The sequence below is a fragment of the Serratia sp. CY29653 genome, assembly GCF_052169255.1.
In the GTDB taxonomy this organism is placed as follows: domain Bacteria; phylum Pseudomonadota; class Gammaproteobacteria; order Enterobacterales; family Enterobacteriaceae; genus Serratia; species Serratia sarumanii.
Genome location: NZ_JBJNLC010000010.1, coordinates 1 through 10,582 on the forward strand (window position 1 = coordinate 1; position 10,582 = coordinate 10,582).

Consider the following 10,582-nt stretch of genomic DNA (forward strand, 5'->3'; position numbering starts at 1 on the left):
GGCGTAGAGATGGTAATGCCAGGCGACAACGTGAACATGGTTGTAACCCTGATTCACCCAATCGCGATGGACGACGGTCTGCGTTTCGCAATCCGTGAAGGCGGCCGTACCGTTGGCGCGGGCGTTGTTGCTAAAGTTATCGCTTAATCGCGAATAATTTTTCGACACAAAAAAGGGCACTTCGGTGCCCTTTTTTTATGCAATTTGTTTAAATCTTAATTGAAATAAAAACCATTCCCATTTAGACTCAGTGCATTGGTTAAGAAGTGAGTCTCTCTATGTATGTATGTCTGTGTAATGCGGTGACTGACAAAGCCATCCGTAATGCGGTGCGTCAGCACAATCCCCATACCATGAAGCAGCTGCGTGAACTTGTGCCGATTGGTACCGATTGTGGAAAGTGCATTCGTCAGGCAAGACAGATTATGGTGGAGGAACGCGGAACTATCATCCCAATGCATGAAGTTGCCTAACAAAGGGTAAGGTTATTTTTGACTCTTGGCTTACAGGTTCTACACTTTTAGAACTGGCCAGGAGGAGTTACCTATGAAAGGCGATAAAAAGATCATTGCTCACCTCAACAAGCTGCTCGGTAACGAGCTGGTTGCCATCAATCAATATTTCCTGCACGCCCGCATGTTCAAGAATTGGGGGTTAATGCGCCTCAACGACAAGGAGTACCACGAGTCGATCGACGAAATGAAACATGCCGATCGCTACATCGAGCGTATCCTGTTCCTGGAAGGGATCCCGAACCTGCAAGATCTCGGCAAGCTGAACATCGGCGAAGACATTGAAGAGATGCTGCGTTCCGATTTGGCGCTGGAGCTGGCGGGTGCCAAAAACCTGCGCGAAGGTATCGCCTATGCCGACTCGATCCACGATTACGTCAGCCGCGATTTAATGATCGACATCCTGGCCGATGAAGAAGAGCATATCGACTGGCTGGAAACCGAGCTGGATCTGATCGCTCGCCTCGGTATTCAAAACTATGCCCAGGCTCAGGTTCTAGAGCGCAAAGAGTAAACCTGCCTTCTGTTCGTCATCGTTTCTCCTGCCGGCAACCGTTTTTACGGCGGGGCAGGGGAGCGTCCCTACCAAGCATAATTCATACCCTGTTTGCCGCCTTCATCTCGCGACTGCATCTGAGCGCGCAAAAATGACGATTTCCTGAGCATATTTCCAACTGCGGCTTGCTTCCTCGGCCATTTTGCGTATAATGCGCGGGCTTACCTAATCTTGGTAAGCCTGATTTTAGCGAATCAGTCGATTGGCAGGCCTTTTTTGCCTCTCGAACAATACTCCCGATATGGGGGTTATATGTTGACGATTACACTCCCCCATCAATCGAAATGGGTGTGAGGAGTAATTATTTACGTTTATAAATAATTGGAGCTCTGGTCTCATGCAGAACCAAAGAATCCGTATCCGCCTGAAAGCGTTTGATCATCGTCTGATCGATCAATCAACCGCGGAAATCGTCGAGACTGCAAAGCGCACTGGTGCGCAAGTCCGTGGTCCGATCCCGCTGCCAACTCGCAAAGAGCGCTTTACCGTTCTGATTTCTCCGCACGTCAACAAAGACGCGCGCGATCAGTACGAGATTCGCACTCACAAGCGTCTGGTTGACATCGTTGAGCCAACCGAGAAAACCGTTGATGCTCTGATGCGTCTGGATCTGGCTGCCGGTGTAGACGTGCAGATCAGCCTGGGTTAATCAGGTCATTGAGCGATTGAGAGGTTGAAACAATGATTGGTTTAGTCGGTAAAAAAGTGGGTATGACCCGTATCTTCACTGAAGATGGCGTTTCTATCCCAGTAACCGTAATTGAAATTGAAGCGAACCGCGTGACTCAGGTTAAAAGCCTGGACACCGACGGTTACCGTGCCGTTCAGGTTACCACCGGTAGCAAAAAAGCTAACCGTGTAACCAAGCCGGAAGCGGGCCATTTCGCTAAAGCTGGCGTTGAAGCTGGCCGTGGTCTGTGGGAATTCCGCCTGGAAGAAGGTCAAGAATTCGCTGCAGGTCAGGAAATTAGCGTAGAAATCTTCGCTGACGTTAAAAAAGTCGATGTTACCGGTACTTCTAAAGGTAAAGGTTTTGCTGGCACTGTTAAGCGCTGGAACTTCCGTACCCAAGACGCTACCCACGGTAACTCCTTGTCTCACCGCGTTCCGGGTTCTATCGGTCAGAACCAGACTCCGGGCAAAGTGTTCAAAGGCAAGAAAATGGCTGGCCACCTGGGTGATGAGCGCGTAACCGTTCAGAGCCTGGACGTAGTACGTGTTGACGCTGAGCGCAACCTGCTGCTGGTTAAGGGTGCTGTACCGGGCGCAACCGGTGGCAACCTGATCGTTAAACCAGCTGTGAAGGCGTAAGGGGATAGCAATGGAATTAGTATTGAAAGACGCGCAAAGCGCGCTGACTGTTTCCGAAACTACCTTCGGTCGTGATTTCAACGAAGCGCTGGTACACCAGGTTGTTGTTGCTTATGCAGCAGGTGCCCGTCAAGGTACCCGTGCTCAGAAGACCCGTGCTGAAGTAACTGGTTCCGGCAAAAAGCCATGGCGTCAGAAAGGCACCGGCCGTGCGCGTTCAGGTTCTGTAAAGAGCCCGATCTGGCGTTCAGGCGGCGTGACCTTTGCTGCTAAGCCACAGGACCACAGTCAGAAAGTAAACAAAAAGATGTACCGCGGCGCGCTGAAAAGCATCCTGTCCGAACTGGTACGTCAAGATCGTCTGATCGTTGTCGAGAAGTTCTCTGTAGAAGCGCCTAAAACTAAGCTGCTGGCACAGAAACTGAAAGATATGGCTCTGGAAGACGTGCTGATCGTGACCGGTGAACTGGATGAGAATCTGTTCCTGGCAGCTCGCAACCTGTACAAGGTTGACGTGCGCGATGTAGCAGGTATCGATCCGGTTAGCCTGATCGCCTTCGACAAAGTGGTTATGACTGCTGATGCTGTGAAGCAAGTTGAGGAGATGCTGGCATGATCCGTGAAGAACGTTTGCTGAAAGTGCTGCGTGCACCGCACGTATCTGAAAAAGCATCCGCTGCGATGGAAAAAAGCAACACCATCGTTCTCAAAGTTGCCAAAGACGCGACCAAAGCAGAAATCAAAGCTGCAGTGCAGAAACTGTTTGAAGTCGAAGTCGAAGACGTGAACACCCTGGTAGTTAAAGGGAAAGTGAAGCGTCACGGTCAGCGTGTTGGTCGTCGTAGCGACTGGAAAAAAGCTTACGTCACCCTGAAAGAAGGCCAGAATCTGGACTTCATCGGCGGCGCAGAGTAAGTCGGAGGAGTAAGAACAATGGCAATTGTTAAATGTAAACCTACATCTCCGGGTCGTCGCCACGTTGTTAAAGTGGTTAACCCTGAGCTGCACAAGGGTAAACCTTATGCCCCGCTGCTGGAAAAACTGAGCAAAAGCGGTGGTCGTAACAACAATGGCCGTATCACCACCCGTCATATCGGTGGTGGCCACAAGCAACATTATCGTCTGGTTGACTTCAAGCGCAACAAAGACGGTATCCCTGCTGTGGTTGAGCGTCTGGAGTACGATCCGAACCGTTCCGCGAACATCGCGCTGGTTCTGTACAAAGACGGCGAACGCCGTTACATCCTGGCGCCGAAAGGCCTGAAAGCTGGTGACCAGATTCAATCTGGCGTTGATGCTGCAATCAAAGCGGGTAACACCCTGCCGATGCGCAACATTCCAGTTGGTTCAACGGTTCACAACGTAGAAATGAAACCAGGTAAAGGCGGCCAGATGGCTCGCTCCGCTGGTGCCTACGTTCAGATCGTTGCTCGTGATGGTTCCTACGTAACTCTGCGTCTGCGCTCCGGCGAAATGCGTAAAGTTCCAGCTGATTGCCGCGCCACCCTGGGTGAAGTCGGTAACGCTGAACACATGCTTCGCGTTCTGGGTAAAGCAGGTGCTGCACGTTGGCGTGGTGTTCGTCCTACCGTTCGCGGTACGGCGATGAACCCGGTAGATCACCCGCACGGTGGTGGTGAAGGTCGTAACTTTGGTAAGCACCCGGTAACTCCGTGGGGCGTTCAGACCAAAGGTAAGAAGACCCGTAGCAACAAGCGTACTGATAAGTTCATCGTACGTCGCCGTAGCAAAAAATAATTAGAGGATAAGCCATGCCACGTTCTCTCAAGAAAGGTCCTTTTATTGACCTGCACTTGCTGAAGAAGGTAGAGAAAGCGGTGGAAAGCGGTGACAAGAAGCCTTTGCGCACTTGGTCCCGTCGTTCAACGATCTTTCCTAACATGATCGGTTTGACCATCGCTGTCCATAATGGTCGTCAGCACGTACCAGTGTTCGTTTCCGATGAAATGGTCGGTCACAAACTGGGTGAATTCGCGCCGACTCGTACTTATCGCGGCCATGCGGCTGATAAAAAAGCTAAAAAGCGCTAAGGTAGGAGGAAGAGATGGAAACTATCGCTAAACATCGCCACGCTCGTTCTTCTGCTCAGAAGGTTCGCCTTGTTGCTGACCTGATTCGCGGTAAGAAAGTGTCGCAAGCTCTGGAAACTCTGACCTACACCAACAAGAAAGCTGCTGGTCTGGTTAAGAAAGTGCTGGAGTCTGCCATTGCTAACGCAGAACACAACGATGGCGCTGACATCGATGATCTGAAAGTTACGAAAATCTTCGTAGACGAAGGCCCAAGCATGAAGCGCATTATGCCGCGTGCAAAAGGTCGTGCAGATCGCATCCTGAAGCGCACCAGCCACATTACTGTGGTTGTGTCCGATCGCTGAGACTCTGGAGACTAGCAATGGGTCAGAAAGTACATCCTAATGGTATTCGCCTGGGTATTGTCAAACCTTGGAACTCTACTTGGTATGCGAATACCAAAGAATTCGCTGACAACCTGGACAGCGACTTTAAAGTTCGTCAATTCCTGACTAAGGAACTGTCGAAAGCTTCCGTTTCTCGCATCGTTATCGAGCGTCCTGCGAAGAGCATCCGTGTGACCATTCACACTGCTCGCCCAGGCATCGTTATCGGCAAGAAAGGTGAAGACGTCGAAAAACTGCGCAAGGTCGTAGCGGACATCGCTGGCGTTCCTGCACAGATCAACATCGCCGAAGTCCGTAAACCGGAACTCGACGCTAAATTGGTTGCTGACAGCATCACTTCTCAGCTGGAACGTCGCGTGATGTTCCGTCGTGCTATGAAGCGTGCAGTACAGAACGCAATGCGTCTTGGCGCTAAAGGTATCAAAGTTGAAGTAAGCGGCCGTCTTGGCGGCGCTGAAATCGCACGTACCGAATGGTACCGCGAAGGTCGTGTTCCATTGCACACTCTGCGTGCGGACATCGACTACAACACATCTGAAGCGCACACCACTTATGGTGTAATCGGCGTTAAGGTATGGATCTTCAAAGGTGAGATCCTGGGTGGTATGGCTGCAGTTGAACAACCGGAACCGGCTGCTCAACCTAAAAAGCAGCAGCGTAAAGGCCGCAAGTAAGGAGAGTCGCTGATGTTACAACCAAAGCGTACAAAATTCCGTAAGGTGCACAAGGGCCGCAACCGTGGTCTGGCGCAAGGTACGGATGTTAGCTTCGGCACTTTCGGTCTGAAAGCTGTTGGCCGTGGCCGTCTGACTGCTCGTCAAATCGAAGCAGCTCGTCGTGCAATGACTCGTGCAGTTAAGCGTCAAGGCAAGATCTGGATCCGTGTATTCCCGGACAAACCGATCACCGAGAAGCCGCTGGAAGTGCGTATGGGTAAAGGTAAGGGTAACGTGGAGTATTGGGTTGCCCTGATCCAGCCTGGTAAGGTCCTGTACGAAATGGACGGCGTGCCAGAAGAGGTTGCCCGCGAGGCATTCAAACTGGCAGCAGCGAAACTGCCGATCAAAACCACCTTTGTAACTAAGACGGTGATGTAATGAAAGCACAAGAGCTGCGTGAAAAAAGCGTTGAAGAGCTGAATGCCGAGCTGCTCAACCTGCTGCGTGAGCAATTCAACTTGCGCATGCAGGCGGCCAGTGGCCAGCTGCAACAAACTCACCTGTTGAAACAAGTGCGTCGTGACGTCGCACGCGTTAAGACTTTACTGACTCAAAAGGCGGGTGTGTAAATGACTGAAGTTATCCGTACCCTGCAGGGTCGTGTTGTTAGCGATAAAATGGAGAAATCCATCGTTGTTGCTATCGAACGTACTGTGAAGCACCCGATCTACGGGAAATTCATCAAACGTACGACCAAGCTGCACGTACATGACGAGAACAACGAATGTGGTACCGGCGACGTGGTGGAAATCCGCGAATGCCGCCCACTGTCCAAGACCAAGTCCTGGACGCTGGTTCGCGTTGTAGAGAAAGCGATTCTGTAATAGAGTAGCTGGCTCTCACTTAATAAACGGCTCAGAAAATGAGCCGTTTATTTTTTCTACCCATACCAAGTAAGCGGTGTTATAATGCTGCGCCCTCGGTTATGGGGCTTTTCAACGGCCTAATTTTTACTTGGGTCTTTAAAGTAGTAGTTGACATTAGCGGAGCACTAAAATGATCCAAGAACAGACTATGCTGAACGTCGCCGACAACTCCGGTGCACGTCGCGTAATGTGTATCAAGGTTCTAGGTGGCTCGCACCGTCGCTACGCAGGCGTCGGCGACATCATCAAAATTACCATCAAGGAAGCAATTCCTCGCGGTAAGGTGAAGAAAGGCGATGTTCTGAAGGCGGTAGTGGTGCGCACCAAGAAGGGTGTACGTCGCCCGGACGGTTCTGTCATTCGCTTCGATGGCAATGCATGCGTTATTTTGAACAATAACAGCGAGCAGCCAATCGGTACGCGTATTTTTGGGCCGGTAACTCGTGAACTGCGTAATGAGAAGTTCATGAAAATTATCTCTCTGGCACCAGAAGTACTCTAAGGAGCGAACATGGCAGCGAAGATCCGTCGTGATGACGAAGTTATCGTGATTACCGGGAAAGACAAAGGTAAGCGCGGTAAAGTAAAAAATGTCCTGTCTGCTGGCAAGGTCATTGTTGAAGGCATCAACCTGGTTAAGAAACACCAGAAGCCGGTTCCGGCTCTGAACCAACCAGGCGGCATTGTTGAAAAAGAAGCTGCAATTCAGGTTTCTAACATTGCTATCTTCAACGCGGCTACCGGCAAGGCTGACCGTGTAGGCTTTAGATTCGAAGACGGCAAAAAAGTCCGTTTCTTCAAATCTAACAGCGAAACTATCAAGTAATTTGGAGTAATACGATGGCGAAACTGCATGATTACTACAAAGACGAGGTAGTCAAACAACTGATGTCTCAGTTTGATTACAACTCTGTCATGCAAGTCCCTCGGGTCGAGAAGATCACCCTGAACATGGGTGTTGGTGAAGCGATTGCTGACAAGAAACTGCTGGATAACGCCGCAGCGGACCTGACAGCTATCTCCGGTCAAAAACCGTTGATCACCAAAGCCCGCAAATCTGTTGCAGGCTTCAAAATCCGTCAGGGCTATCCGATCGGCTGTAAAGTAACTCTGCGTGGCGAACGCATGTGGGAGTTCCTTGAGCGCCTGATCTCCATTGCTGTTCCACGTATCCGTGACTTCCGTGGCCTGTCCGCCAAGTCATTCGATGGCCGTGGCAACTACAGCATGGGCGTGCGTGAGCAAATCATCTTCCCAGAAATCGACTACGACAAAGTCGATCGCGTTCGTGGTTTGGATATTACCATTACCACTACTGCGAAATCTGATGATGAAGGCCGCGCGCTGCTGGCTGCTTTTAACTTCCCGTTCCGCAAGTAAGGCAGGGTTACTGATGGCTAAGCAATCAATGAAAGCACGCGAAGTCAAGCGCGTGAAATTAGCTGACAAGTTCTTTGCAAAACGCGCTGAACTGAAAGCTATTATCTCTGATGTGAACGCATCCGATGAAGATCGTTGGAATGCCGTTCTCAAGCTGCAAACTCTGCCGCGTGATTCCAGCCCGTCTCGTCAGCGTAAACGCTGCCGCCAAACTGGCCGTCCACATGGTTATGTGGGCAAATTCGGGTTGAGCCGTATTAAGCTTCGTGAAGCCGCTATGCGCGGTGAAGTACCAGGCTTGAAAAAGGCTAGCTGGTAATTACCAATTGAATCACGGGAGTAAAGACAGATGAGCATGCAAGATCCGATCGCGGATATGCTGACCCGTATCCGTAACGGTCAAGCCGCGAACAAAGTTGCGGTCACCATGCCTTCCTCCAAGCTGAAAGTGGCAATTGCCAACGTGCTGAAGGAAGAAGGTTTTATTGAAGATTTCAAAATCGAAGGCGACGCCAAGCCTGTTCTGGAAGTGGTACTGAAGTACTTCCAGGGCAAAGCTGTGGTAGAAAGCATTCAACGTATCAGCCGTCCAGGTCTGCGCATCTACAAGAAAAAAGATGAGCTGCCAAAAGTTATGGCCGGTTTGGGTATCGCTGTTGTTTCTACCTCTAAAGGTGTTATGACCGATCGTGCAGCTCGCCAGGCTGGTCTTGGTGGCGAGATTATCTGCTACGTAGCTTAATTCGGGAGGAAAGAATGTCTCGTGTTGCAAAAGCACCCGTCGTCATTCCTGCCGGCGTAGAGGTAAAACTCAACGGTCAGGTTATTTCGATTAAGGGTAAAAACGGCGAGTTGACTCGTACTATCCACGACGCCGTTGAAGTGAAGCAAGAAGCTAACGCACTGACTTTCGCTCCGCGCGAAGGTTTTGCTAACGCATGGGCTCAAGCGGGTACCACGCGCGCTCTGCTGAACGCAATGGTTGTTGGTGTTACCGAAGGCTTCACCAAAAAGCTTCAACTGGTAGGTGTTGGTTATCGTGCTGCCGTTAAAGGCAACGTGGTGAATTTGGCCCTGGGCTTCTCTCACCCTATCGATCACCAGCTGCCGGCAGGTATCACTGCTGAATGCCCAAGCCAAACTGAAATCGTGCTGAAAGGCGCTGATAAGCAGGTAATTGGCCAGGTAGCAGCAGATCTGCGTGCTTACCGTCGTCCTGAGCCTTACAAAGGCAAAGGTGTTCGTTACGCCGACGAAGTCGTGCGTACCAAAGAGGCTAAGAAGAAGTAAGGTAACACTATGGATAAGAAATCTGCTCGTATCCGTCGTGCGACCCGCGCACGCCGCAAGCTCCAAGAGCTGGGTGCAACCCGCCTGGTGGTACATCGTACCCCGCGTCACATTTACGCACAGGTGATTGCTCCAAACGGTTCTGAAGTACTGGTAGCCGCTTCTACTTTAGAAAAAGCTATCGCGGAGCAACTGAAGTATTCCGGTAACAAAGACGCAGCAGCAGCCGTAGGTAAAGCTCTGGCTGAGCGCGCGTTGGAAAAAGGGATTGCGAAAGTATCCTTTGACCGTTCCGGTTTCCAATATCATGGTCGAGTCCAGGCACTGGCAGATGCTGCCCGTGAAGCTGGCCTTCAGTTCTAAGGAAGAGGTTTAAGATGGCTCACATCGAAAAACAAGCTGGCGAACTGCAGGAAAAGCTGATCGCGGTAAACCGCGTATCTAAAACCGTAAAAGGTGGCCGTATTTTCAGCTTTACCGCACTGACTGTAGTTGGTGATGGTAACGGTCGCGTTGGTTTTGGCTACGGCAAAGCACGCGAAGTTCCAGCAGCGATCCAGAAAGCGATGGAAAAAGCCCGTCGCAACATGATGAACGTCGCGCTGAACAGCGGCACCCTGCAGCACCCTGTTAAGGGCGCTCACACGGGTTCTCGCGTGTTCATGCAGCCTGCTCATGAAGGTACCGGTATCATCGCGGGCGGTGCAATGCGCGCCGTTCTCGAAGTTGCTGGGGTGCACAACGTATTGGCTAAAGCTTATGGTTCCACCAACCCGATCAACGTGGTTCGTGCAACTATCGACGCTCTGGCGAATATGAAGTCTCCTGAAATGGTCGCTGCTAAGCGTGGTAAATCCGTTGCCGACATTCTGGGGTAATTGACCATGGCTAAGACTATTAAAGTTACACAAACTCGCAGCTCAATTGGCCGTCTGCCGAAGCATAAAGCTACTCTGCTCGGTCTGGGTCTGCGTCGTATTGGTCACACCGTAGAGCGCGAGGATACTCCTGCTGTTCGCGGTATGGTCAACCTGGTTTCCTACATGGTTAAAGTTGAGGAGTAACAGATGCGTTTAAATACTCTGTCTCCGGCTGAAGGTGCCAAGCATGCGCCTAAGCGTGTAGGTCGTGGTATTGGTTCTGGCCTGGGTAAAACCGGCGGCCGTGGTCACAAAGGTCAGAAGTCTCGTTCTGGCGGTGGCGTACGTCGTGGTTTCGAAGGTGGTCAGATGCCTCTGTACCGTCGTCTGCCGAAATTCGGCTTCACTTCACGCAAAGCGATGATCACGGCAGAAGTTCGTCTGTCTGAACTGGCTCTGGTTGAAGGCGATGTTATCGACCTGAACGCGCTGAAAGCCGCTAACGTAGTTGGTGTCCAGATCGAATTCGCGAAAGTTGTACTTTCTGGCGAAGTCGCTCGTCCGGTAACCCTGCGTGGTCTGCGTGTCACCAAAGGCGCTCGTGCTGCTATCGAGGCTGCTGGCGGTAAAATTGAGGAATAAGTAGCA

23 protein-coding genes and 1 pseudogene are annotated in these 10,582 nt (G+C 51.1%); all 24 read left to right on the forward strand.

What is annotated here, in order from left to right; genetic code table 11:
- Positions 1-147: pseudogene (tuf, locus tag ACJ8HN_RS23915) on the forward strand (elongation factor Tu); the annotation flags it as partial.
- 131 nt (positions 148-278) lie between these two features.
- A complete protein-coding gene (gene bfd, locus ACJ8HN_RS23920; RefSeq protein ID WP_015379266.1) occupies positions 279-473 on the forward strand; it encodes a bacterioferritin-associated ferredoxin in 195 nt (64 codons plus the stop codon).
- Between the two features lie 73 nt (positions 474-546).
- A complete protein-coding gene (bfr, locus tag ACJ8HN_RS23925; RefSeq protein WP_033636255.1) occupies positions 547-1,026 on the forward strand; it encodes a bacterioferritin in 480 nt (159 codons plus the stop codon).
- A gap of 379 nt (positions 1,027-1,405) precedes the next feature.
- The gene (gene rpsJ, locus ACJ8HN_RS23930; RefSeq protein ID WP_001181005.1) at positions 1,406-1,717 is read left to right on the forward strand and encodes a 30S ribosomal protein S10; all 312 of its coding nucleotides are present in this window, start codon (positions 1,406-1,408) and stop codon (positions 1,715-1,717) included.
- A 32-nt stretch (positions 1,718-1,749) separates the two neighbouring features.
- Positions 1,750-2,379: a 50S ribosomal protein L3 gene (rplC, locus tag ACJ8HN_RS23935; RefSeq protein ID WP_015379265.1), complete on the forward strand. Its 630-nt coding sequence runs from the start codon at positions 1,750-1,752 to the stop codon at positions 2,377-2,379.
- A gap of 10 nt (positions 2,380-2,389) precedes the next feature.
- Positions 2,390-2,995, forward strand: a complete 606-nt coding sequence (gene rplD / locus ACJ8HN_RS23940) for a 50S ribosomal protein L4 (RefSeq protein WP_004929779.1) — start codon at positions 2,390-2,392, stop codon at positions 2,993-2,995.
- The gene (gene rplW, locus ACJ8HN_RS23945; RefSeq protein ID WP_004951179.1) at positions 2,992-3,294 is read left to right on the forward strand and encodes a 50S ribosomal protein L23; all 303 of its coding nucleotides are present in this window, start codon (positions 2,992-2,994) and stop codon (positions 3,292-3,294) included. The genes rplD and rplW overlap by 4 nt, the downstream gene beginning before the upstream one ends.
- Positions 3,295-3,312: 18 nt before the next feature.
- Complete coding sequence (gene rplB, locus ACJ8HN_RS23950) at positions 3,313-4,137, forward strand: 50S ribosomal protein L2 (protein WP_004929775.1); 825 nt, start codon at positions 3,313-3,315, stop codon at positions 4,135-4,137.
- A 14-nt stretch (positions 4,138-4,151) separates the two neighbouring features.
- Positions 4,152-4,430, forward strand: a complete 279-nt coding sequence (gene rpsS / locus ACJ8HN_RS23955; RefSeq protein ID WP_004929772.1) for a 30S ribosomal protein S19 — start codon at positions 4,152-4,154, stop codon at positions 4,428-4,430.
- A gap of 14 nt (positions 4,431-4,444) precedes the next feature.
- The gene (rplV, locus tag ACJ8HN_RS23960) at positions 4,445-4,777 is read left to right on the forward strand and encodes a 50S ribosomal protein L22 (RefSeq protein ID WP_002223844.1); all 333 of its coding nucleotides are present in this window, start codon (positions 4,445-4,447) and stop codon (positions 4,775-4,777) included.
- 17 nt (positions 4,778-4,794) lie between these two features.
- The gene (rpsC, locus tag ACJ8HN_RS23965; RefSeq protein WP_004929766.1) at positions 4,795-5,493 is read left to right on the forward strand and encodes a 30S ribosomal protein S3; all 699 of its coding nucleotides are present in this window, start codon (positions 4,795-4,797) and stop codon (positions 5,491-5,493) included.
- A 12-nt stretch (positions 5,494-5,505) separates the two neighbouring features.
- Positions 5,506-5,916: a 50S ribosomal protein L16 gene (gene rplP / locus ACJ8HN_RS23970; RefSeq protein ID WP_004929764.1), complete on the forward strand. Its 411-nt coding sequence runs from the start codon at positions 5,506-5,508 to the stop codon at positions 5,914-5,916.
- Entirely contained in the window at positions 5,916-6,107 is a 192-nt protein-coding gene (gene rpmC / locus ACJ8HN_RS23975) for a 50S ribosomal protein L29 (RefSeq protein WP_004929762.1), read from the forward strand. Before rplP ends, rpmC begins: the two co-directional genes overlap by 1 nt.
- A complete protein-coding gene (gene rpsQ / locus ACJ8HN_RS23980; RefSeq protein WP_004929760.1) occupies positions 6,108-6,362 on the forward strand; it encodes a 30S ribosomal protein S17 in 255 nt (84 codons plus the stop codon).
- 172 nt (positions 6,363-6,534) lie between these two features.
- Positions 6,535-6,906: a 50S ribosomal protein L14 gene (gene rplN / locus ACJ8HN_RS23985; RefSeq protein ID WP_000613954.1), complete on the forward strand. Its 372-nt coding sequence runs from the start codon at positions 6,535-6,537 to the stop codon at positions 6,904-6,906.
- 9 nt (positions 6,907-6,915) lie between these two features.
- Positions 6,916-7,230: a 50S ribosomal protein L24 gene (rplX, locus tag ACJ8HN_RS23990; protein WP_004929758.1), complete on the forward strand. Its 315-nt coding sequence runs from the start codon at positions 6,916-6,918 to the stop codon at positions 7,228-7,230.
- Between the two features lie 14 nt (positions 7,231-7,244).
- Complete coding sequence (gene rplE, locus ACJ8HN_RS23995; RefSeq protein ID WP_033636253.1) at positions 7,245-7,784, forward strand: 50S ribosomal protein L5; 540 nt, start codon at positions 7,245-7,247, stop codon at positions 7,782-7,784.
- A gap of 13 nt (positions 7,785-7,797) precedes the next feature.
- The gene (rpsN, locus tag ACJ8HN_RS24000; RefSeq protein ID WP_004929754.1) at positions 7,798-8,103 is read left to right on the forward strand and encodes a 30S ribosomal protein S14; all 306 of its coding nucleotides are present in this window, start codon (positions 7,798-7,800) and stop codon (positions 8,101-8,103) included.
- 30 nt (positions 8,104-8,133) lie between these two features.
- The gene (gene rpsH, locus ACJ8HN_RS24005; RefSeq protein ID WP_442524039.1) at positions 8,134-8,526 is read left to right on the forward strand and encodes a 30S ribosomal protein S8; all 393 of its coding nucleotides are present in this window, start codon (positions 8,134-8,136) and stop codon (positions 8,524-8,526) included.
- 14 nt (positions 8,527-8,540) lie between these two features.
- Positions 8,541-9,074, forward strand: coding sequence for a 50S ribosomal protein L6 (rplF, locus tag ACJ8HN_RS24010; RefSeq protein WP_004929751.1), 534 nt, complete (start codon positions 8,541-8,543; stop codon positions 9,072-9,074).
- A gap of 9 nt (positions 9,075-9,083) precedes the next feature.
- Positions 9,084-9,437 carry a 50S ribosomal protein L18 gene (rplR, locus tag ACJ8HN_RS24015; RefSeq protein ID WP_004929748.1) on the forward strand — a complete coding sequence of 118 codons (354 nt, stop codon included), beginning with the start codon at positions 9,084-9,086 and terminating at the stop codon, positions 9,435-9,437.
- Between the two features lie 14 nt (positions 9,438-9,451).
- Positions 9,452-9,952, forward strand: a complete 501-nt coding sequence (gene rpsE / locus ACJ8HN_RS24020) for a 30S ribosomal protein S5 (RefSeq protein ID WP_004929747.1) — start codon at positions 9,452-9,454, stop codon at positions 9,950-9,952.
- 6 nt (positions 9,953-9,958) lie between these two features.
- Complete coding sequence (rpmD, locus tag ACJ8HN_RS24025; protein WP_048232028.1) at positions 9,959-10,138, forward strand: 50S ribosomal protein L30; 180 nt, start codon at positions 9,959-9,961, stop codon at positions 10,136-10,138.
- Between the two features lie 3 nt (positions 10,139-10,141).
- The gene (gene rplO / locus ACJ8HN_RS24030; RefSeq protein ID WP_004929742.1) at positions 10,142-10,576 is read left to right on the forward strand and encodes a 50S ribosomal protein L15; all 435 of its coding nucleotides are present in this window, start codon (positions 10,142-10,144) and stop codon (positions 10,574-10,576) included.
- Positions 10,577-10,582 lie beyond the last annotated feature (6 nt).

Excerpts from the sequence above, each read along its gene's own strand:
- rpsS (WP_004929772.1), top strand. The coding sequence starts at position 4,152 with ATGCCACGTTCTCTCAAGAAAGGTCCTTTTATTGACCTGCACTTGCTG.
- bfd (WP_015379266.1), top strand. The coding sequence starts at position 279 with ATGTATGTATGTCTGTGTAATGCGGTGACTGACAAAGCCATCCGTAAT.
- rplN (WP_000613954.1), top strand. The coding sequence starts at position 6,535 with ATGATCCAAGAACAGACTATGCTGAACGTCGCCGACAACTCCGGTGCA.
- rpsN (WP_004929754.1), top strand. The coding sequence starts at position 7,798 with ATGGCTAAGCAATCAATGAAAGCACGCGAAGTCAAGCGCGTGAAATTA.
- rplR (WP_004929748.1), top strand. The coding sequence starts at position 9,084 with ATGGATAAGAAATCTGCTCGTATCCGTCGTGCGACCCGCGCACGCCGC.
- rpsE (WP_004929747.1), top strand. The coding sequence starts at position 9,452 with ATGGCTCACATCGAAAAACAAGCTGGCGAACTGCAGGAAAAGCTGATC.
- rplO (WP_004929742.1), top strand. The coding sequence starts at position 10,142 with ATGCGTTTAAATACTCTGTCTCCGGCTGAAGGTGCCAAGCATGCGCCT.
- rpmD (WP_048232028.1), top strand. The coding sequence starts at position 9,959 with ATGGCTAAGACTATTAAAGTTACACAAACTCGCAGCTCAATTGGCCGT.
- rplW (WP_004951179.1), top strand. The coding sequence starts at position 2,992 with ATGATCCGTGAAGAACGTTTGCTGAAAGTGCTGCGTGCACCGCACGTA.
- rpsJ (WP_001181005.1), top strand. The coding sequence starts at position 1,406 with ATGCAGAACCAAAGAATCCGTATCCGCCTGAAAGCGTTTGATCATCGT.
- rplB (WP_004929775.1), top strand. The coding sequence starts at position 3,313 with ATGGCAATTGTTAAATGTAAACCTACATCTCCGGGTCGTCGCCACGTT.
- rplC (WP_015379265.1), top strand. The coding sequence starts at position 1,750 with ATGATTGGTTTAGTCGGTAAAAAAGTGGGTATGACCCGTATCTTCACT.
- rplE (WP_033636253.1), top strand. The coding sequence starts at position 7,245 with ATGGCGAAACTGCATGATTACTACAAAGACGAGGTAGTCAAACAACTG.
- rpsQ (WP_004929760.1), top strand. The coding sequence starts at position 6,108 with ATGACTGAAGTTATCCGTACCCTGCAGGGTCGTGTTGTTAGCGATAAA.
- rplF (WP_004929751.1), top strand. The coding sequence starts at position 8,541 with ATGTCTCGTGTTGCAAAAGCACCCGTCGTCATTCCTGCCGGCGTAGAG.
- rplD (WP_004929779.1), top strand. The coding sequence starts at position 2,390 with ATGGAATTAGTATTGAAAGACGCGCAAAGCGCGCTGACTGTTTCCGAA.
- bfr (WP_033636255.1), top strand. The coding sequence starts at position 547 with ATGAAAGGCGATAAAAAGATCATTGCTCACCTCAACAAGCTGCTCGGT.
- rpsC (WP_004929766.1), top strand. The coding sequence starts at position 4,795 with ATGGGTCAGAAAGTACATCCTAATGGTATTCGCCTGGGTATTGTCAAA.
- rplP (WP_004929764.1), top strand. The coding sequence starts at position 5,506 with ATGTTACAACCAAAGCGTACAAAATTCCGTAAGGTGCACAAGGGCCGC.
- rpmC (WP_004929762.1), top strand. The coding sequence starts at position 5,916 with ATGAAAGCACAAGAGCTGCGTGAAAAAAGCGTTGAAGAGCTGAATGCC.
- rplX (WP_004929758.1), top strand. The coding sequence starts at position 6,916 with ATGGCAGCGAAGATCCGTCGTGATGACGAAGTTATCGTGATTACCGGG.
- rplV (WP_002223844.1), top strand. The coding sequence starts at position 4,445 with ATGGAAACTATCGCTAAACATCGCCACGCTCGTTCTTCTGCTCAGAAG.
- rpsH (WP_442524039.1), top strand. The coding sequence starts at position 8,134 with ATGAGCATGCAAGATCCGATCGCGGATATGCTGACCCGTATCCGTAAC.